General features: G+C 73.1%; 18 protein-coding genes. 6 read left to right on the plus strand and 12 right to left on the minus strand.

All coding sequences use genetic code 11. The annotated features are described in order from the left end of the window. Positions 1-170: 170 nt before the first annotated feature. The 6 genes from ACTWPW_RS37200 to ACTWPW_RS37225 all read right to left on the minus strand — a co-directional run bounded on the left by ACTWPW_RS37200 (position 171) and on the right by ACTWPW_RS37225 (position 5,635). The gene (locus tag ACTWPW_RS37200; protein ID WP_443171423.1) at positions 171-1,190 is read right to left on the minus strand and encodes an ABC transporter substrate-binding protein; all 1,020 of its coding nucleotides are present in this window, start codon (positions 1,188-1,190) and stop codon (positions 171-173) included. 68 nt (positions 1,191-1,258) lie between these two features. Beyond that, complete coding sequence (locus ACTWPW_RS37205; protein WP_375108723.1) at positions 1,259-2,074, minus strand: ABC transporter permease; 816 nt, start codon at positions 2,072-2,074, stop codon at positions 1,259-1,261. Then, positions 2,071-2,898: an ABC transporter ATP-binding protein gene (locus ACTWPW_RS37210; RefSeq protein WP_375108724.1), complete on the minus strand. Its 828-nt coding sequence runs from the start codon at positions 2,896-2,898 to the stop codon at positions 2,071-2,073. Before ACTWPW_RS37210 ends, ACTWPW_RS37205 begins: the two co-directional genes overlap by 4 nt. Next, on the minus strand, positions 2,895-3,815 hold the full coding sequence (locus ACTWPW_RS37215) for a DUF6282 family protein (protein ID WP_443171424.1): 921 nt from the start codon (positions 3,813-3,815) through the stop codon (positions 2,895-2,897). The genes ACTWPW_RS37210 and ACTWPW_RS37215 overlap by 4 nt, the downstream gene beginning before the upstream one ends. Before the next feature lie 80 nt (positions 3,816-3,895). Next, positions 3,896-4,528, minus strand: a complete 633-nt coding sequence (locus ACTWPW_RS37220; protein WP_443171425.1) for a GntR family transcriptional regulator — start codon at positions 4,526-4,528, stop codon at positions 3,896-3,898. A gap of 93 nt (positions 4,529-4,621) precedes the next feature. Beyond that, entirely contained in the window at positions 4,622-5,635 is a 1,014-nt protein-coding gene (locus tag ACTWPW_RS37225; RefSeq protein ID WP_443171426.1) for a zinc-dependent alcohol dehydrogenase family protein, read from the minus strand. A gap of 168 nt (positions 5,636-5,803) precedes the next feature. On the opposite strand from ACTWPW_RS37225, the gene ACTWPW_RS37230 reads away from it, so the two are divergent. The 5 genes from ACTWPW_RS37230 to ACTWPW_RS37250 all read left to right on the plus strand — a co-directional run bounded on the left by ACTWPW_RS37230 (position 5,804) and on the right by ACTWPW_RS37250 (position 12,655). Continuing rightward, the gene (locus ACTWPW_RS37230; protein ID WP_443171427.1) at positions 5,804-6,649 is read left to right on the plus strand and encodes a helix-turn-helix domain-containing protein; all 846 of its coding nucleotides are present in this window, start codon (positions 5,804-5,806) and stop codon (positions 6,647-6,649) included. Between the two features lie 263 nt (positions 6,650-6,912). After that, positions 6,913-7,647 (plus strand): dienelactone hydrolase family protein, encoded by a 735-nt coding sequence (locus tag ACTWPW_RS37235; RefSeq protein WP_375108729.1) that lies wholly within the window; start codon positions 6,913-6,915, stop codon positions 7,645-7,647. A 54-nt stretch (positions 7,648-7,701) separates the two neighbouring features. After that, on the plus strand, positions 7,702-7,839 hold the full coding sequence (locus tag ACTWPW_RS37240; RefSeq protein ID WP_375108730.1) for a hypothetical protein: 138 nt from the start codon (positions 7,702-7,704) through the stop codon (positions 7,837-7,839). Between the two features lie 13 nt (positions 7,840-7,852). Next, entirely contained in the window at positions 7,853-11,149 is a 3,297-nt protein-coding gene (locus ACTWPW_RS37245; protein WP_443171428.1) for a CHAT domain-containing protein, read from the plus strand. 114 nt (positions 11,150-11,263) lie between these two features. Next, a complete protein-coding gene (locus ACTWPW_RS37250; protein ID WP_443171429.1) occupies positions 11,264-12,655 on the plus strand; it encodes a sensor histidine kinase in 1,392 nt (463 codons plus the stop codon). Positions 12,656-12,821: 166 nt separating this feature from the next. Here ACTWPW_RS37250 and ACTWPW_RS37255 read toward each other — a convergent pair whose 3' ends face one another. The 3 genes from ACTWPW_RS37255 to ACTWPW_RS37265 all read right to left on the minus strand — a co-directional run bounded on the left by ACTWPW_RS37255 (position 12,822) and on the right by ACTWPW_RS37265 (position 14,379). Next, positions 12,822-13,214 (minus strand): heparin lyase I family protein, encoded by a 393-nt coding sequence (locus ACTWPW_RS37255; RefSeq protein ID WP_443171430.1) that lies wholly within the window; start codon positions 13,212-13,214, stop codon positions 12,822-12,824. A gap of 31 nt (positions 13,215-13,245) precedes the next feature. After that, the gene (locus ACTWPW_RS37260; RefSeq protein ID WP_443171431.1) at positions 13,246-13,575 is read right to left on the minus strand and encodes a heparin lyase I family protein; all 330 of its coding nucleotides are present in this window, start codon (positions 13,573-13,575) and stop codon (positions 13,246-13,248) included. 138 nt (positions 13,576-13,713) lie between these two features. Then, a complete protein-coding gene (locus tag ACTWPW_RS37265) occupies positions 13,714-14,379 on the minus strand; it encodes a response regulator (protein WP_443171432.1) in 666 nt (221 codons plus the stop codon). 107 nt (positions 14,380-14,486) lie between these two features. Here ACTWPW_RS37265 and ACTWPW_RS37270 point away from each other — a divergent pair, with 107 nt between their 5' ends. After that, positions 14,487-15,665: a DUF3558 family protein gene (locus ACTWPW_RS37270; protein ID WP_443171433.1), complete on the plus strand. Its 1,179-nt coding sequence runs from the start codon at positions 14,487-14,489 to the stop codon at positions 15,663-15,665. A gap of 134 nt (positions 15,666-15,799) precedes the next feature. Here the strand turns inward: ACTWPW_RS37270 and ACTWPW_RS37275 are convergent, their stop codons facing one another. From ACTWPW_RS37275 to ACTWPW_RS37285, 3 genes are read right to left on the minus strand one after another with little or no spacing between them, the layout of a single operon-like run. Then, entirely contained in the window at positions 15,800-16,648 is an 849-nt protein-coding gene (locus ACTWPW_RS37275; protein ID WP_443171434.1) for an ABC transporter permease, read from the minus strand. Beyond that, on the minus strand, positions 16,608-17,573 hold the full coding sequence (locus tag ACTWPW_RS37280; protein ID WP_375108737.1) for an ABC transporter ATP-binding protein: 966 nt from the start codon (positions 17,571-17,573) through the stop codon (positions 16,608-16,610). Before ACTWPW_RS37280 ends, ACTWPW_RS37275 begins: the two co-directional genes overlap by 41 nt. Further along, positions 17,570-18,025 carry a MarR family winged helix-turn-helix transcriptional regulator gene (locus ACTWPW_RS37285; RefSeq protein WP_443171435.1) on the minus strand — a complete coding sequence of 152 codons (456 nt, stop codon included), beginning with the start codon at positions 18,023-18,025 and terminating at the stop codon, positions 17,570-17,572. The genes ACTWPW_RS37280 and ACTWPW_RS37285 overlap by 4 nt, the downstream gene beginning before the upstream one ends. Between the last annotated feature and the right edge of the window lie 81 nt (positions 18,026-18,106).

Below are 18,106 nucleotides of genomic sequence, written 5' to 3' on the forward strand. Positions count from 1 at the left end.
TCTACCACTACATCGGCAACAACAACCAGGAATGGAACGCCATCATGGCCACCGCCGTGATCGCCTCCATCCCCGCCACCATCCTGCTCGTCATCGCCCAGCGCTACGTCGCCGCCGGCGTCACCGCCGGAGCCGTGAAGGACTGAGTCGTGCCCTCGCCCGCTCCCCCGTCACGGCGCGCCGATCCGCAGCGCGGGCGGCACGATCTGCTCGTACGCGGGCAGGTGCTTGACCAGCCCGGTCGCGCGGTGGAAGGCGATGGCCGTGTCGAACGAGGCCCGCGAGAACCCGATCTCCGCCGGGATCTCGGCCCGCATGAGGCCCGGCAGCTCGGCCAGCGCCTTAGGGTCGATCCCCTTGAGGTAGACCGTCAGCATCCGGGTGATCTCGGCGGGGTCGGCCTCGTGGATGAAGCGCTGCGCGCGCCCGAGCGCGTTCTGGAAGGCGGCGACCTCCTTGGGCTTCTTGTCGATGATCCGCTGGGTGGTGAACACGACGCCGTGCGCGGTCCGCTCCAGCCCGGGCACGTCGCCGGCGGCGGGCGAGATGAAGCGGGTGCCGATGCCGGCCGCGGCGGCCTGCTGGGCGATCGGCTGGAAGAAGGCCAGCGCGTCCACCCGGCCGGCCTTGAGCGCGCCCAGCGCCGAGGCGGCGGTGCTGCCGAGGTTGACCAGTTCGCAGTCCGTGGCGGAGTTCAGCCCGACCTTCCCGAACAGGTACGTCACCAGCGCCTCGGTCCCGCTGCCCGGCCCCGTGATGCCGATCTTCTTGCCGCGCAGGGCGCGGATGCGCTGGTCGAGCGGATCACCCGCGGCGGCACCGGTGAAGGAGGAGCCGACGACCACGTCCACGTAGTACCGGTCCACCAGGTTGGCCACCAGCCGGCCCTTGTCGTCGATCCTGGCCAGGTTCAGCGCGTCGGTCAGCACGCCGGCGCCCAGGTCGATGCTGCCCGACTTGAGGGCCGCCGCCACCTTCGCGCCGGTGCCGAGCCGGGGCCGCTCGCCGAGCCTGACCCCCTCCTGGGTGAAATAGCCCTTCTGCTCGGCCACGAAGAGCGGGAAGAACGCGACGGAGTTGCTGATCTGGCCGACGTTCAGCACGCCCGGCGGCGTGGTGGAGCTGCGCTGCGCGCAGCCGGTCACGACCAGGACGAGGGCGGCCAGGACCGGCAGGACCGCGCGCCGCACCGGCCACCTCGCCGGCCACCTCACCGGCCGCCGCACCGGCCATCTCACCGGCCATCTCACCGGCCGCCTCACTGCTCCGCCCCGATCGGCTTCCACCGGCCGACCCGGCGGTCGAGCAGCCCGACGACCAGGTTCAGCAGGGCCGCGATCACGCTCAGGACGACGAGCGTGGCGAACACCCCGGCGGTGTCGAACTGCGCGGCGGCGTCGTTGATCAGGTAGCCGAGCCCCCGGTTGGAGGCCACCAGCTCGCCGATCACGGCGCCGATGAGGGCGTACGGGATGGCCACCTTGAGCCCGGTGAGCAGGCCGGTCATGGACGACGGGACGACCACCTTGATCATGATCTCCCGCCGGCCGCCGCCCATCAGGCGCACGGCGTCGATCAGGCCGCGGTCAACCTCGCGCACGCCGGCGGCCGTGTTGAGGAAGACGAGGAAGAACACCGTCGCGGCGGCCAGCAGCACCTTCATGTGCATGCCGATGCCGAACCAGACGATGAACAGCGGCGCCAGCGCCACCTTCGGGATCGCGTACAACGCCATGATGAACGGGTCCAGCACCCGGTAGACGGCCTGCGCCGAGGCCAGCAGGAAGCCGGTCAGCGCGCCGGCGACCGCGCCGACCAGGAAGCCGTACACCACCTCCTGCACCGTGATCCAGGTGTTGGACCACAGCGTCCCGTCCTGCTGCCACTGCACCAGGCGGGTCCAGATGTCGCTCGGCCGGCTGGTGAAGGTGATGTCGAACCAGCGCTCGGCGGTCAGCTCCCACGTGACCAGCAGCGCCACCACCAGCGCCGCCCTGGCGGACCAGACCGTGACGGTGCCGCCGTGCCTGCTCCACCAGCTCCGGTCGAGGTTCACCCGCTCGATGGCGGTCATCGCGCTCCCTCCCGCAGGGCCCCGGTCAGCTCGCGGTGCAGGGCCACGAAGACCGGATCCACCCTTAACTCGTCGGCGTCCCTGGGTCTGGGCAGGTCGACGGTCCGGTCGAGCACGATGCGGCCGAGCCGGCCGAGCACCACGACGCGGTCGCCGAGCAGCAGCGCCTCCTCGATGTCGTGGGTCACGAACACCACCGTCTGCCCGCTCTCCCCCCACAGCCGCAGCAGCTCCGCCTGCAAATCGCCGCGGAGCTGGGCGTCGAGCGCGCCGAACGGCTCGTCCATGAGCAGCGTCTCGGGATCGCCGGCCAGCATCCTGGCCAGGCTGACCCGGCGGCGCATCCCGCCGGACAGCTCGCGCGGGTAGTGCCGCTCGAACCCCTGCAGGCCGACCTTCCCGATCAGCTCCGCCGCGCGTTCCCTGCGGCGCTGGGCGGGCACGCCGCCGATCTCCAGGGGCAGCTCGACGTTCTTGTGGACGCTGCGCCACGGCATGAGCGTGTCGGACTGGGTGAGGTAGCCCATCTCCGTACGGGGGCCGCGGACCGGCTCGCCCCGGTAGGTGACCGTGCCGGCGGTCGGCGTGGTGAGGCCGGCGAGCAGGTTGAGCATGGTCGACTTGCCGCAGCCGCTGCGGCCGAGCACGGTGACGAAGCTGCCCTCGGTGATCCGCAGGTCGAAGCCCTGCAGCGCGACGATGCCGACGTCGTCCTTGGCGAACTGCTTGGCCAGGCCGCTGACCTCGATGACCGTATGGTTCCCTGAGCCGTTCTGTGGGCCGTTCCGTGGGCCTTTCCCTGGGCCGTTCCCTGGGGCGCTCATCGGGCGCCCGCCAGCAGGCGGGAGTTGTCGACGGCCATGGTCCTGACGTCCTTCTCGGTGAAGCCCTCGGCCAGCAGCCGGTCGGCGAGCAGGGCGAGGCCGTCCTCGACGGGCGGGTTGAACGGCTGGCCCAGATCGCTGGAGAGCACGGAGTGCTCGGGGCCCACGGCGGCGATGTGCTCGAACCAGGTCTCCCAGGAGACCTTGCCGGAGTGCGGCGTGGTGAAGCAGCGTTCGAGCAGGGCACCCCGGGCCGCGAGCGCCCGCTGCCGGTCGACGGCGACGCGCTGGGAGGTGAACTCCGGATGGGTGATCACGATGCGCCGCACCCCCTCCGCCACGGCCGCGTCCACCACCGTGTCGATCTCGTCCGCGCTGAGGTGGCCGGTGGCCAGGGTGAGGTCGTGCGCGGCGATCAGCCGCAGCACCTGCCTGGTCGGCTCCGGGACGGCGCCGCCGGGCGCGACCACCTCCACCGGGTCGGCCGCGATCCCCGCCTCCCGCAGCTCGGCCTGGAGCCGGGCCCACATGGGCGGCGTGGCCCCCTCGGGGTCGGTGGCCGTGCAGGCCCGCTGGTTGGCGCTGTCCACGGTGGGCAGCCACACGACCTGGGCACCGCTGCGGGCGGCGATCTCGACGGCGATGGGGTTCATGCCGCCCACGGACGCGTTCAGGGTGATCGCGCCGACCGCCCCGAAGCCGGGCACCGCGGCCCGTACCACCGCAGCCCGCTCCGCTGTGGGGACATAGTGCGACTTGAGGACGAATCCGGCGAGCCCGACCTCGGCGAAGCGCGCCGCGAGGGTGAGGTCGTCGATCCGCCTGCGCATCACGTCGGGCGCCACGTGGATGTGGATGTCGTAGGCGCCCGCGACCAGCTCGCGGGCTCGGGCGGAAGGCTTGGGATGGTCCGGCATGCCTGACCCCTAAAATTGTCGCCATCTTGGTGAAACAAATTGTTAACAATATGGCCGACAACCGTCAAGGGGTCTGGTTCTCATTCCTGGCGGGCCCGCAGCGCCTCGATCACGCCGAGCAGGTGGCGGCGGGCCGCCCGCTCGGCCGCCTCCGGGTCACCGGCGCAGACGGCGTCGATGATGGCCAGGTGCTCGCCCAGCGACACCGCCGGCCGGCCGCGCTGCATGGCCAGCCGGAACTGGTGGCGTACGAGCTGGGCGCGCAGCCGCTCCAGCACGCCGCCCGCGGTGGACTGACCGCTCAGCTCCCTGATGCGGCGGTGCAGCGCCTGGTTGGCGGCGGAGTAGCCGAGCACGTCGCCCGAGGCGACCGCCTCGGACATCCGCTCGCCCAGGTCGCGCAGCTCGCGGGCCTCCGCCGGGCCCACCCGCTCGGCGGCCTTGGCCGCACACAGGCCCTCGACCACCATGCGCACCTCGGAGATCTCGATGGCCTCCGCCAGGGAGACCGCCCGCACCCGCGCGCCCCGGTTCTGGACCCGCTCCACCAGGCCCTCGTTGGCCAGCTGCAGGAGCGCCGAGCGCACCGAGCTCCGGCTCGCCGAGAACCGCTCCGACAGGTCGGCCTCGACGAGGCGCTGGTCAGGCACGAACTCACCCCGCATGATCCCGTCACGGATCGCGTCGAGCACCGTTCCCGGGTCTGTGGACACGTTCCCTCTCTCAGATTGTCAACAATCATGTAGCCCATATCGTAACGACGATTGGCGTCCATGAGGTTGCCGTCAAGAGGGAGGGTGCCACCGCTAACCGTGGCTGATGATCACCTTGCCGAAGCCGCCGCCCGACTCGCAGTACGCGAAGGCGTCGTGGAGGTGCTCGAACGGGAACACCCGGTCGATCACGGGACGCATCCGATGCGCCGCGACGGCGCGGTTCAGCTCCAGGAAGTGCGCCCGGCTCCCGGTGGCGACCCGGTGCAGCGTCGCGCCCGCCATGAACAGCGTCCCGGGGTCGATCGGCCGGGCCCCGGCGGCGCCGGACAGCCAGTAGCCGACGAAGGCCACCTCCCCGGTGGACGCGACCGACCTCAGCGACTGCTCCAGCGGACCCGCCGCGTCCACGACCCGATCGGCGCCCGCCCCGCCGGTCAGCGCGAGCACCCGCTCCGACCAGGCCGGATGTTCCCGGTAGTTGATCACGTCGTCGGCCCCGAGCGCCCGCAGCCGCTCCGCCTTGGCCGCGCCGGAGGTCGTGACGATCACCCGGGCGCCGGCCAGCTTGGCGAACCGCAGGGCGAACAGCGACACGCCTCCCGACCCGAGCGTCAGCACGGTCGCGCCGGGGCGCAGCGGGCCGCCGGTGGTCAGGGCGTTCCACGCGGTCACCGCGGCCAGGGGCAGCGCCGCGGCCTCCTCGTACGACAGGTGGTCCGGGATCGGGACGACGCCGTCCTCGCCGAGGAGCGCGTACTCGGTCAGCACCCCGTCGATCGCGGTGCCGAGCTGGGCGGCGTTGTCGCGCCTGAACGGCCCGTCGAGCCAGCGGGGAAAGACGGTGGCCGCCACCCGGTCGCCCGGCTTCACCCCGCTCACGTCCTCGCCGACGGCCACGACCTCCCCCGCACCCTCGCAGCCGGGCACGACGCCCGGCCGGATGGGCAGCGGATACTCACCGGCCAGCACCCTCAGGTCCCGGGTGCCGATCGAGTTCGCCCGGATCCTGACCAGCACCTGCCCACGGGCCGGCTCGGGCTCGTCGCGGTCGTGCATCGTCAGCCCGGCGAGGCCATGCCCCGGTTCAAGGCGATAAGTCTTCATCAAACGGCCTTTCGTCGTTGCCGACCGGACAGGGCCGGTCACCCGCTCTGCGACCGGCCACCCCGGCGCGGGCCGGTCGGTCGCTCTGGATCCTCCGCGGCGGCCCGACGTCCGGCAATTCCCCCGAGGGAATCGCCGGGTGTCGGGAGCTTCAGGTAGAAAGCTCCCGTGAGCCACGCAACCGTACGAAACGGCGTCGGGCCGGAGCTGAGCCGGTGGCGGCGAGCCCGCCGGCTCAGCCAGCTGGAGCTGGCCGGGCTGGCCGGCACGACGCAACGCCATCTGAGCTTCATCGAGAGCGGCCGTTCCCAGCCGGGACGCGAGATCGTGATCCGGCTGGCCGAGTCGCTCGGCCTGTCGCTACGCGAGCGCAACGACCTGCTCACCGCCGCCGGTTACGCGCCCGTGTTCACGGAGTCGGGCCTGGACGAGACGGCGTTGCGCCCCGTACGCGCGGCGCTCGACCAGATCCTGCACGGCCATCTGCCCTATCCGGCGCTCGTCGTCGCGCCGTACGGCCGGGTGGTGGCGGCCAACGACGCCATCGGGGTCTTCACCGAGGGCGCCGCGCCCGAACTGCTCGAACCGCCGGTCAACATGTTGCGGCTCATGCTCCATCCGGACGGCATGGCGCCCCGGGTCCGGAACCTGGCCGAATGGGGCCGCCACGTCATCGAGAACCTGCGCGCCAGGGCCCGCCGCAGCCCCGACCCGCGCCTCGACGACTTCGTCGCCGAACTGACCGGGTACGTCCCCCAGGCCCCGCCCGGCCCCGAGCACCTCGGCTTCGCCGTACCGATGCGGCTGACCTGCGCGGACGGCGAGCTGCGGCTCATCACCACGCTGACCTCGTTCGCCACCGCGACGGACATCACGCTGGCCGAGCTCCACCTGGAGGCCTTCCTCCCCGCCGACCAACCCACCGCCGACCTCCTCCGAACCCGCGCCACCGACCCGCTGCCCAGAACCCCCGCAACCGGCCCGCTCGGGCACCCCTCGGCCCCCGGCGCCTGAGCCACCGCCGTGGCCCGTCGCCCCGTCGAGCGGACGCCGGCCCAGCCCGGGCCGGGTGCTCCCTTCAGCGGCGCGGTCGGCCACGGCGCGGTAGGCGGCATCCCGATCGCGGTCACCACTCAGGCCCGACCGGCGCACAAACCGCGATCATGATCCTGTCCCCATGCGGGTCTACGAGATCGCGCGGTGGCCGAGATCGCCGTCGGCGCCCCCGAACCTGATACTTTTTGTCGCGTTTTATCGGGACCGGCCAAGGACTGCTGATGAGACGACAGGTACGCGTTCCCCTCCCCGACGGCGCTTCGCTGGCCGCGACCGCGGCGCTGCCCGAGGGGACCCCGCCCGCGACCGGATGGCCGGGGGTGGTGGTCGTGCACGAGATCTACGGCGTCGAGCCCGACATGCTGGAGGTCGTGGACCTGTTCGCCGGGCACGGGTACGCGGCCGTCCTGCCCGACCTGTACAGCCACGGCACCCGGGTCGGGTGTCTGGCCCAGGCCATGCGGCAGCTCGCGACCGGCCGGCCGGGCCGCCCGGCCGCCGACATCGACGCGACCCGGCAGTGGCTGGCCGGTCTCGAGGAGGTCGACGGCGACCGGCTCGGCGTGATCGGCTTCTGCATGGGCGGCGGATTCGCCCTCGCCTACGCGGCGGGCGCCCCGCCCGGCGTACGCGCCGCGTCGGTGAACTACGGCGCGGTGCCCCGCGAGCGGCAGGAGCTGGGGTCGGTGTGCCCGGTCGTGGGCTCCTACGGCGGCCGCGACGCCGGTTTCCGGTCCCAGGGCACGCGGCTGCGGGAGCACATGCGGGCACTCGGCATCGAGCACGACGTCGAGATCTACCCGGAGGCCGGGCATTCCTTCATGACCGACGGCCACCACCCGGTCGCCAGGCTCGCGCTGTTCCCGCTGCGTCACGGCCTCGTCCGGCCGGCGGCCGACGACGCGTGGCAGCGCACGTTCGCCTTCTTCGACAGGCACGTCGCCGGCCACGGGTAGCGCGGGCCGCCTCCGCGCTCGAAACGGGCTCGCGGCCGTTATGATCTCCTCGTCGTGAGGGCCCGGATCGGGACGAACCATGACGGCGGAGCCCGGACGCGCCGGCCCGTGCGGCGGGTGAGGGCGGCCTCCGAGGTGGACGCCGAGGTGGACGCCGAGACGGTCAGCGAAGGGTCCCGTAAGGCCACCTGATTGCGAGGCGACGATGCGCGACCAGTTGCTCACCGCCCTGCGCGCCCGGCTCGCCACGGTGTCGGACACCGGCGACGCCGCCGGCGCGCTCGGCCCCGAGGCGGCGGACGAGGCCGAGCGGCTGCTGGAGTTCCTCGCCATCGGCGACGGCGTGGACCAGGAGATCCTGTACGTGGCCGGCCTGCTGCACTGGCTGCGCGCCGCGGCCGGGCCCGAGGAGGGCAGGCAGGAGGCGTGGGAGCGGACGGTCGTCCTCCTGATGCCCCTCTATCTGGCCCAGCCGGAGTCCCTGCCCGGCCAGGTGCGCTCCTCGTTCGCCGAGGCGCTGGGCCCGGACGAGCCGGTGGGCGAGGAGCGGGCGCACGCCTCCGCCGAGGCGCTGTCGAACCTGGCCATGTTCGTGCTCGAACGCTTCACCCGCCTGCGGCGGCCCGGCGACGGCGAGGCGTCGATCGGGCTGCTGCGCCGGTCCGCGTCCTTCCTGCCCGCCGGCCACCCCTCCCGCCCGACGGTCCTGAGCAACCTCGGGTACGCGCTCATGCTCCGCGCCGCGCAGGCCCCGCCGGACGACGGCACCGAGCCGCCGGACATCGACGAGGCCATCGCGGTGCTCAGGGAGGCGTACCGGGACACGCCCAGGGAGCACCCGAACCACGCCCGCTGCGCCAACGGCCTGGCCCTGGCCGTGCGGGCCCGGGCCATGGCGAGCCGCGACCTGGCGCTGCTGGCCGAGGCCGTGGAGCTGTTCCGCGCCGCCGTGGAGACCGCGACTGACGCGGACGCGAACCTGCCGCAGATGCTCACCGACCTGGCGTCCTCGCTGCTGCTCCCGGTGAACTCGGGCGGCCAGGCCGATCCCGCCGCGCTCGACGAGGCCGTCTCCGCCCTGCGCAGGGCCGTACACCTGACTCCCGAGCGCGGCGCCGAGCGGCGCGCCCGGCTGAAGCTGCTCGCCGCGGCCGAGCTGCTGCGGTCGCCGAAACCCGCCGCTCCCGTCCGGCTCAGCCCGGAGACCCGGCGCCGCGTGGACGAGCTGACCGGCCTGATCGGGCGGTCGATCCCGGCCACCGGCGGGGCCGCCTCGGACGAGCCGGACAACTGGCTCTCCGTCGCCGCCCGGCTGCTGGGCATCGCCCCGTCCGACGGCGAGGGGCATCACGCGCAGCTCATGGACCTCATGGCCGGTTTCCTGCGCGACCCGTCCGACGCCGGGCTGGAGCGCAAGGCGTTCGAGCTGCTGCGGCGGCGATCCGACGGGCTGAGCCCCGACGACCGGCTCGACGCGATGCTCACCCAGCTCTACGCCCCGCCCGAGACTCCCCCGGCGCCGGTGGACGCGGCGGGTCTGGACGAGGTGCTCGGGCTGTTCGAGCAGGCGCTGCGGGAGCTGCCGGACGGCCATCCCGAGCGCACCGCGCTGGAGCTGAACCAGGTCATGACGCGGCTCGCCAGGAACCGGCACGACGGGGCCGGGCGGATCGAGGAGACGGTCACCCTGCTGACGCGCTCGATGGAGCTGCTGCCTGCGCTGATGAGCACCCTGAACCTGTCCGCCACCACGGTGGGCGACATGTCCATGATGAGCAACGCGCTGCTGTCGCCGTTCGAGACCCTCTCGGTGACCGAGGAGGCGCTGAAGGGCCACCGCGCGAGGCTCGCCGCCCTGCCGGAGGACGACCCGGAGCACGCGGCGGCGCTGAAGGCCCTCGCCCACACGCTGTTCCAGCGCTACCAGCTCACCCATGAGGAATCGGACTACCAGGAGGCGACCGCGCGGGCCCGCCGGGTCGTCGCCGGAGGTACGGCGCACGCCACGCGCCTCGTGCTGGCGTGGGGGGTGGCGGCGCGGCTGCGGGCGATGTCGCCGCTCCCGCCGGACGAGCCGGGCCTGCGGTCGAGCGGCCTGGCCCGGCTGGCCTCCGACGAGGCCGTGTCCGCGATCGCCCGCGGCGACGCGCCGGCCGCGCTGGAGGCCATCGAGGAGGGGCGGGCGCTGCTGCTGTCCAGCGCGTTGAACGCGCGACGTGAGCTGGAGAACCTGCGGGCCGCCGACGCCGGGCTGGCCGGGCGGTTCGTGGAGCTGCGCGAGCGGATACGGGCGGCCGCCGCCGATCCCGGCCATGAGCCGACGGCTGCGGAGTTCGGGCGGCTGAGCGAGCTGGCCGGGGAGTGGAGCGAGCTGGCCGGCCGGATCCAGGCGCTGCCCGAGTTCGGGCGGTTCCTGATGCCGCTGCCGCTGGGCATGCCCGACCTGCGGCCGGCCGCCGCCGAGGGGCCGGTGGTGACCGTCAACGTCAACCCCCGCCGCTGTGACGCGCTGGCGCTGCGCGCTGACGGCGTCCGCCTGGTGCCGCTGCCGGACCTGCGGGCCGCCGACCTCGTCGAGCGGACCGAGACGTTCCACGCCGCGCTCGGCACCTTACGGACCGGTACGGGGGCCATGGCCGGCCAGGCCCAGCGGGTGCTGCTGGACACCCTCGGCTGGTTGTGGGACGTGCTGGCCGAGCCGGTGCTGGACGCGCTGGACCTCACCGGGCCGCCGGAGGCCGGGGCGTGGCCGCGGCTGTGGTGGTCGCCGGCCGGGCCGCTCAACTCCCTCCCGCTGCACGCCGCCGGACGGCACGCGGTCGCCGGCGCGTCGGTCCTCGACCGGGTGGTCTCCTCGTACACGCCCACCCTGCGGGCGCTGCTGCACAGCCGCGCCCGTTCCGTGCCCGCCCGCCGTGCCGGTCTGGCCGTGGCCATGCCGGCCACGCCCGGCCAGGCCGCGCTGCCGTCGACCGCGAGCGAGGCGGTGGAGGCCACCGCCCGGCTGCACGGGCTGTCGCTGATCGGCCCGGCGGCGTCGCGCGCCGCCGTGCTGGCCGCGCTGCCCGGCGCGAGCGTCGCGCACTTCGCCTGCCACGCCGGCAGCGACCCGGCCGACCCGTCGGCGAGCCATCTCCTGCTGCACGACGGGCCCCTGAGCGTCACCGAGATCAGCCGGCTCGACCTCGGCGACGCCGAGCTGGCGTACCTGTCCGCCTGCGCGACCGCCCGCGGCGGCGCCAGGCTCGCCGACGAGGCGATCCACCTGGCCTCCGCCTTCCAGCTGGCCGGGTACGCCCAGGCCGTGGCCACGCTGTGGGAGATCGGCGACCGCGTCGCGTCGGCGATGGCCGCCGGCTTCCACCGCGAGCTGGGCGCGACGCTCGACGCCCCCGCCCGGATCCCCGGCGCGCTCGCGCTGCACACGGCCACCCGCCGCATGCGGGCGGCCATGCCGGGGCGGCCCTCGGCCTGGGCGGCGTTCCTGCACTCGGGAGCGTGAGCACCCGGCCTCAGCACACCTCAATGGACTCATTGCGGGCGCTTTGGCCATCCATGAATCCCTTGTTGGAAGCATGGCTAGGAAAGCTGGAGCGAGACCGGCCGGGAGGTGGCGATGCCCCTGCGTCTGCGTCGGCTTTCTGTCCAGACGCGCCTCATCCTGGCCACCGCCGTGCTGTCGCTGCTCGGCTTCACGGGGGTCGCCGCGGTCGTGGACCTGCTGGTCCGCGGCCGGGTCGAGCAGGAGGTGTTCGAGAGCACCCAGCGGGCGGCCACCGAGTGGATCGGGTCGATGGGGACGGCGGACCCGCCGCCCGTGGCGACGTCGGACGTCAACCTGCTCCAGCTCGTCAACGTCAGCGGGCAGGTGGTGGTCTCCAGCCGGGCCGCCGCCGGCCGGCCGGCGCTGAGCGACATGTGGCCCGCCTCCGACGACCGGATCCAGCACGGCACCCGGTGCACCGCCGCCGGGTGCGTGATGTTCACCGCCACCCGGCCGTCGCCGCAGGAGGAGGAGCTGATGTGGGGCGGCGAGTCCCACGTGGTGTACGCCGGGATGGCGCAGCCGCCGATCCTGGGCACGCACCGCCTGGAATGGAGCCTGGCCGCCGGGGTGCTGGCCGCCACCGCACTGGTGACCTGCCTGGCGGCGTTCCTGATCCGCCGGACGCTGCGCCCGGTGGAGGAGATGCGCTCCAGGATCGCCGAGATCACGGTCACCGATCTGGGCCTGCGGGTGCCGCCCCCGCCGGGCCGGGACGCGATCGCCATGCTGGCCCACACCGCGAATCTGACCCTGTCCCGGCTGGAGGCGGCGGTCGAGCACCAGCGTCACTTCTCCTCGATGGTCTCGCACGAGCTCCGTACGCCGCTGACCGGCCTGCGCGCCCAGCTGGAGGAGGCGCTCATGTACCCCGACACGGACCCCCGCACCGCGATCCGGGACGCGCTGACCAGCGTGGAGCGGTTCCAGATGATCATTGACGAGATGCTCATGCTGGCCCGCGTGCGCACGACCTCGCCGCACCGCCGCGAGCGGTTCGGCCTGGGCGCCCTGGTCCGGGAGGAGGCGACGAGCCGGAAGGCGGGCGTGCTGCTGCGGGTGCGCGTCCACGACGACCCGCAGGTCTACGGCAACCGCGTCCAGCTGGCGGAGGTGGTGACGAACCTGCTGGTCAACGCCGAGCGGCACGCCCGTACGTTCGTCGAGGTCAGCGTGGAGCGCTCCGGCGGGCACGCGGTGATCGCCGTGTTCGACGACGGGGGCGGCATCGCGCCCGAGGACCGTGAGCGGGTCTTCGAGCCCTTCGTCCGGCTGGCCGACGGGCGGCAGCGCGACCCCGCGGGCAGCGGGCTGGGCCTGGCCATCTCGCGCGCGATCGCCCAGGCCCACCAGGGCAGCCTGACCGTCGAGGACTCGCCGCGGGGCGCGAGGTTCGTGCTGCGCCTGCCCCTGGCGGAGGACGGCCACCATCCCGCCGAGGTGACCCGCGCCCGCTCCCGGTAGCGGAAATCGGACGGACGCCGCGGGCCGGACGCCGACAGCACGGCCGGTGATGTCCGGCTGTTCCAGGTCGCCGCCCGCCTGGAGCGGGCCATGCGGGGAAGGACCGCGCTCCCCCGGTGTTCGCCGCCTGACAGCGGCCCGCATCCGGCCGCCGCCGCGCCGTCGTCTATCCGGCGGCGGGGTCGACCTCACTGAAGGATCTGCCCACGGCGATGTTGTCGTGCAGGAGCGTACGGCTCGCGACCGCGGTGGGCCCGCTGTTCCACGCGGGCTTGTAGATGCCCCATTTGAGATAGCCGTGCGTGGACGCGTCGTCGTTGAAGGTGTTGGCACCGGTGGCGCTCACGACCTTGCGCCAGCCGGGGCTCTTGTGGGTCAGGTGCCAGCCGTCGATCGTCCCGTCGGTGCCGTGGCTCCAGTTGAACTCGAAGACGAAGTCGTGCCACTGCCCCGGTCTCACCTCGGCGAGGTCGAAGCTGGTCTTGCTGATGGAGCTCGGTGTGGAGCAGGCCCTGCCGTCGGAGTTGACCCGCAACCGCCACTTCCCCGAGGGCTGCACGCTGAGGAAGGCGCTGGGCGGCTTGTCGGACTCACATGAACCCGTAGTAGACGGTGTCGCCGGATCCGTAGTAGCTGTCGTCGACCTTGAGCGTGTGGCTCTCCGCCCTGGTGCCGCCGGCGACCATCTGGTCGCCGTACTTCAGCTGGCTGCGCAGGGCGTACTTCCCGGTCCTCGGCAGGTCGTCCACCTGGATCGAGGTGCGGCAGCATTCGTTGGATCCCAGTTCCGGGTTTCCGGACGACTTCGACCCGTCCTCGTAGCCGAATCGCAGGGCGGCCGCCGCTCCGGCGTACGCCGGGGAGTCCACCACCGCCGGCCCGGCGACGACGAGCAGGGCCAGCGCCGCCGCCGATCTCATGGTCTTCATCGTCTTCGCCGTCGTCTCCCCAAAAAAGAGATACCCGCTGCCCCCGTAGCAGTGGGTATCGGCGTGGCCGCGCCACGACTGATCGCCACTCTACGGAGGCGCCGCGGACACCGGTGTCCGGTGAACGCCCTACAACGGGTGGTTGAGCTCGGCCAGCGTGATGAGGCCGTCGTCGAGGGCACGGCCGACGAGCTCGCTCTTGGTCCGGGCGGCCCGGCCCACGTTGGCGTACTTCACCCGGACCCGCGTGATGTAGGTGTCCACGGTCTTGACGGTGATGTTGAGCTTGGCGGCGACCAGCTCCTTGGAGGAGGACACGAACCACGCCCGCAGCACCTCGGTCTCGCGCTGTGACAGGCGCGGCCGGCCGGGCGCGTCGTCGGCGACGAGCGCCCCCGACAGCGACGGCGCGGTGTAGGGCTCGCCGCATGCGGCCGCCCGGATGGCGGGCACCAGGTGCTCGGGTCCCTCCCGCTTGGTCAGGTAGGCCAGCGCCCCGAGGTCGACGCATTTGATCGCGGTCGCGTCGTCGGTGTGCTGGGAGTACACGATCACGCGCCGGCCGTTGTCGACCAGCCTGCGCAGCTCGCCGAAGTCGGGCCGGCGCGGCACCAGCTCCAGGTCGAAGATCACCACGTCGGCGGCGGCGCCGGGCCCGGTCCAGACGTCGGCGAGCCGGTCGCCGGCGTCGATCAGCTCGATCGGCGGCACCGCCTCGGCGCACCAGGCGCCCACGCCGGCGGCGATGGCCGCGTGATCATCGATGATCACCGCGGTGATCGGTTCCTCCGGCACGTCCACCTCAACTCGCCCCTGATGCTTTCATTCCTATCGAGATGACCTGTTGTCCGGAATGTCAGACCTAAGATACTCACCTGGATGATCGACGTTAGTGGAGACTCATGAACGAGCGCGGGAGTTTTCTCAGCGCGGTGGCGGCCGTCGTGCTGGCGCTGCTCCTCGTCCTCGGTCTCGTGACGTCCATCCAGCGGTACGTGGCCGGCCCGGACAGGAAGGACGACGGAAGCGACGGCGGCGGCGTGATGCTCGCCCTGCCCACCACGGCCGACCTCTACCCGGCCAGGACCAGGCCGTTCACCAGGCCGAAGCACTGCGGCCTGGACCGCGCCACCCTCAGGACGCTCGCGCCGGGCGCCACCGAGATCCAGCGGAAGACGGGCTGCTCCTTCCTGATCCGTCCCACGGCCGTACCAGGCCTGCAGGGCGTGCTGCGCGTGAACTTCCGGGCGGGTACCCTCCCCGAGGCCATGCGCAGGTACGACCTCGCGACCAGCCAGGGCACCACCGGCCTGGCCGGCGACACGTGGCGCCGGGTCACCGGGCTCGGGGACGAGGCGATGGTCCGCTACCGGGACGACATCGGCGTCTCCGGCCAGGCCGAACTGCACTTCAGAGCGGGCACGGTGACCGCGGAGGTCCTGTACCGGATCGCCCGCGACACGGGCCGGAAGGTCCAGTCGGTGCCGGAGCGGCCCACGGTGAACGGCGCCATCCGGATCTCCGCCAAGGCGGCGGCCGCCATCGGGGCCGAGGTGACCCGGCCGACGCGGGCCGCGGCGGCCAGGCGGAGCGAGCCCGCCCGCCAGGCGCCGGACCCGTGCGGCCTGGCCGGCGACGAGGCCCTGCGGGCGGCGGGTCTCGACCCCGCCCCGCGCCGGGACGCCGGCGCCGGCGAGCGGGGCTGTTCCTGGTCGTCCGCCGAGGGCGGGCGCTCCCTCCTGGTGCGCGTCACGTCGTTCCCCGGGACCAGGCATCGCAACGGGGCGGCGGAGGCGGACCGGGCGTTCGTCCGGCTCTACCACGACACGCGGAAGGCCGCGCGCGTCTTCCACGCCCTGCGGGGGCCTGGGGAGCGGGCCATGGCCGGGTACCGGGCCGACGCCGAGATGCCCGGGGCGAAGGGGACGGCCGGCGAGGGCAAGGTCACGTTCCGGAGCGGCGGGCTCCTGGTCGAGGTGACGTACGCCGGCACGTCCGGCGGCAGGCCGCTCACCGAGGCCGCCGCGCTGAACCCGGCCCACGCCATCGCCGAGGCCGCGGCCGCCGCGCTGCCGAGATGACCGCCAGGACGCGTACGACAAGCTCGAACCGGAGTTGCGGCGCGGCGTCGTCGTCCGCGCTGTCCCGGCTGCGCACCCCCGCGCTACGGCTACTTTCCTCCGCCTGCCTCCCCTCCACCTGACCGGCTCGGTCGTCAGCGGGCCAGGCGACCCAGCAGCGCCGAGGCCGCCGTGATGCCGAGCGCGGCGGCCACGAGCAGGACCGCGAAGTCCAGCGGCAGGTGCGCGGGGATGCCGAGCAGCAGCCCGCGCAGCGCGTCCACCTCGTAGCTGAGCGGGTTGATCGCGCTGATGGCCTGCAGCCAGCCGGGCATGGCCGTGGTGGGGTAGAGCGCGTTGGAGGCGAAGAACAGCGGCATGGTGATGGCCTGGCCGATGCCCAGCAGCCGGTCGCGGGTCCGTACGATGCCGGCGATCGTCACCGACAGGCACGCGAAGAACGCCGACCCGAGCAGCACCGCCAGGATCACCCCGGCCAGCCGCAGCGGGTCCAGGGTCATGCTCACGCCCAGCAGCGCGGCGATGAGCACCACGACCACCGCCTGGATGATCGCCTTCACCCCGGCCGCGAACGCCTTGCCGGTGACCAGCGCGGCCCGCGGCGTCGGCGTGACCAGCAGTTTGGTCAGGACGCCGGAGTCGCGTTCCCAGATGATGTGGATGCCGTAGAAGATGGCGATGAACATGGTGGACTGGGCGATGATCCCGGGGGCCAGATAGTCGCGGTAGGGGATGCCGCCGGTCGGGATCACGTTGATGCGGGTGAACGTCTCCCCGAAGATCAGCAGCCACAGGGCGGGCTGGACCGCGCGGGTGTACAGCTCGGTGCGGTCGTGGCGCAGCTTCTGCAGCTCCACCACGCACATCGCGGCGACCCTGGCCGGGACCAGCCGCCACGCCGGCCTGGACCGCGGCGGGACGAGCAGCAGCCCCAGCGCGCCGTCAGCCGACGCGGGAGGCGGTGTTGCGGGTGCGGCGGACATCGCGGAACTCCCCTCCGTCATCGAAACCCGTGCCGGCGACGTCGCGGAAGACGTCCTCCAGGGTCGGGGACGAGCCGTCGCCGCGGCGGGCGCGCAGGTCGTCGGTGAGCCGGCGCGGCGTGCCGAACGCGCGCACCTGCCCCTGGTGCATGAGCGCGACCCGGTCGCAGTACTGCTCGGCCTCGTCCATGTAGTGCGTGGTGACCAGCACGGTCATCCCGCTGGCGGCGCGCACCGCCATGATGTGCTCCCACACGACGGTACGGGCGATGGGGTCGAGCCCGATCGTCGGCTCGTCGAGTATCAGCAGGCGTGGCGCGCTGACCAGCGCCTGGGCCAGTTCGAGCCGGCGTACCATGCCGCCGGAGAAGGTGCCCGCCATCCGGTCGGCGGCCTCGGTCAGCCCGACGGCCTCCAGCGCCTGGCCGACCCGGGCGGCGCGCTCCCGCCGGGGCACGTCGAAGACCCGCGCGAAGAGGGAGACGTTCTCGCGGCCGGTCAGGTTCGCGTCCGCCGACAGCTGCTGCGGCACGTAGCCGAGCAGGCGGCGCACCGCCATCCGGTCGGTGGCCACGTCGTGCCCGAAGACCCGGACCATGCCGGACGGGACCGGCAGCAGCGTGGTCACGCAGCGGATCGCGGTCGTCTTGCCCGCACCGTTGGGGCCGAGCAGGCCGAACACCTCCCCGGAGTCGACCGCCAGGTCGAGCCCGTCGACGGCCGTGGACCGCCCGAAGGAGTAGCGCAGCCCGGTACACGTGAGCGCGTCCCCTCTGGAAAGCAGCTCACCCCCGATGCCCTCGCCACCCGGCGGACCGCCCTCACCAGCGATGCCTTCGCCGCCCTGTGGGCCACCATCACGCGCCATGCCATCACCGCCCGTCATGCCGCCATCGGCCGCCACTCCGCCGTCGCCGTCCGTCATGCCGTTGTCACCTTCTCCTGCAGGCCGTCGGCCAGCCTGCGCAGCGCCGGGAGCGCGGCGGCCAGCGCGGCGCGATCGTCCTCGCCGAGCCGCTCCACGTGCTCGCGTACGAGCGCCACGCGGCGCTCCTGCCAGGCCCGCAACCGCGCCTCGGCCTCGGGGGTGGCCAGCAGCCGGACGGACCGGCGGTCGTCGCGGCTCGTCTCACGGCGCAGCAGCCCGGCCCCGGTGAGCTGGTTGACCAGCGTGGACACCGAGTTGCCGGCCAGATAGAGCTCCTTGGCGGCGGCCGAGACGCTGATGCCGGGGCTGGCGACGACCAGCCGCAACAGCTCGACCTGGGCGCCGCGCAGCCGCGGCCCCGCCATCTCCTGGCGCAGCCTGCGCCGGACCAGCCGGTGGATGCCGGTCATGACGCCGGTGAAGGCATCCGGCAGATCCTCTGCACTCATGCCCGAAATATTAGCTCTGCTTACGATGTAATGGAAAGTGTCCTGCTCAGACCCCATCTACCGGACACTTCCCCGGATGAA

The sequence above is a fragment of the Nonomuraea sp. KM90 genome, from assembly GCF_052246675.1.
Classification (GTDB): domain Bacteria; phylum Actinomycetota; class Actinomycetes; order Streptosporangiales; family Streptosporangiaceae; genus Nonomuraea.

Coding starts and splice junctions, on each gene's coding strand:
- ACTWPW_RS37205 (WP_375108723.1), bottom strand. CDS start 2,074: ATGACCGCCATCGAGCGGGTGAACCTCGACCGGAGCTGGTGGAGCAGG.
- ACTWPW_RS37210 (WP_375108724.1), bottom strand. CDS start 2,898: ATGAGCGCCCCAGGGAACGGCCCAGGGAAAGGCCCACGGAACGGCCCA.
- ACTWPW_RS37215 (WP_443171424.1), bottom strand. CDS start 3,815: ATGCCGGACCATCCCAAGCCTTCCGCCCGAGCCCGCGAGCTGGTCGCG.
- ACTWPW_RS37225 (WP_443171426.1), bottom strand. CDS start 5,635: ATGAAGACTTATCGCCTTGAACCGGGGCATGGCCTCGCCGGGCTGACG.
- ACTWPW_RS37235 (WP_375108729.1), top strand. CDS start 6,913: ATGAGACGACAGGTACGCGTTCCCCTCCCCGACGGCGCTTCGCTGGCC.
- ACTWPW_RS37245 (WP_443171428.1), top strand. CDS start 7,853: ATGCGCGACCAGTTGCTCACCGCCCTGCGCGCCCGGCTCGCCACGGTG.
- ACTWPW_RS37250 (WP_443171429.1), top strand. CDS start 11,264: ATGCCCCTGCGTCTGCGTCGGCTTTCTGTCCAGACGCGCCTCATCCTG.
- ACTWPW_RS37260 (WP_443171431.1), bottom strand. CDS start 13,575: ATGAGATCGGCGGCGGCGCTGGCCCTGCTCGTCGTCGCCGGGCCGGCG.
- ACTWPW_RS37270 (WP_443171433.1), top strand. CDS start 14,487: ATGAACGAGCGCGGGAGTTTTCTCAGCGCGGTGGCGGCCGTCGTGCTG.
- ACTWPW_RS37275 (WP_443171434.1), bottom strand. CDS start 16,648: ATGTCCGCCGCACCCGCAACACCGCCTCCCGCGTCGGCTGACGGCGCG.
- ACTWPW_RS37280 (WP_375108737.1), bottom strand. CDS start 17,573: ATGACGGACGGCGACGGCGGAGTGGCGGCCGATGGCGGCATGACGGGC.
- ACTWPW_RS37285 (WP_443171435.1), bottom strand. CDS start 18,025: ATGAGTGCAGAGGATCTGCCGGATGCCTTCACCGGCGTCATGACCGGC.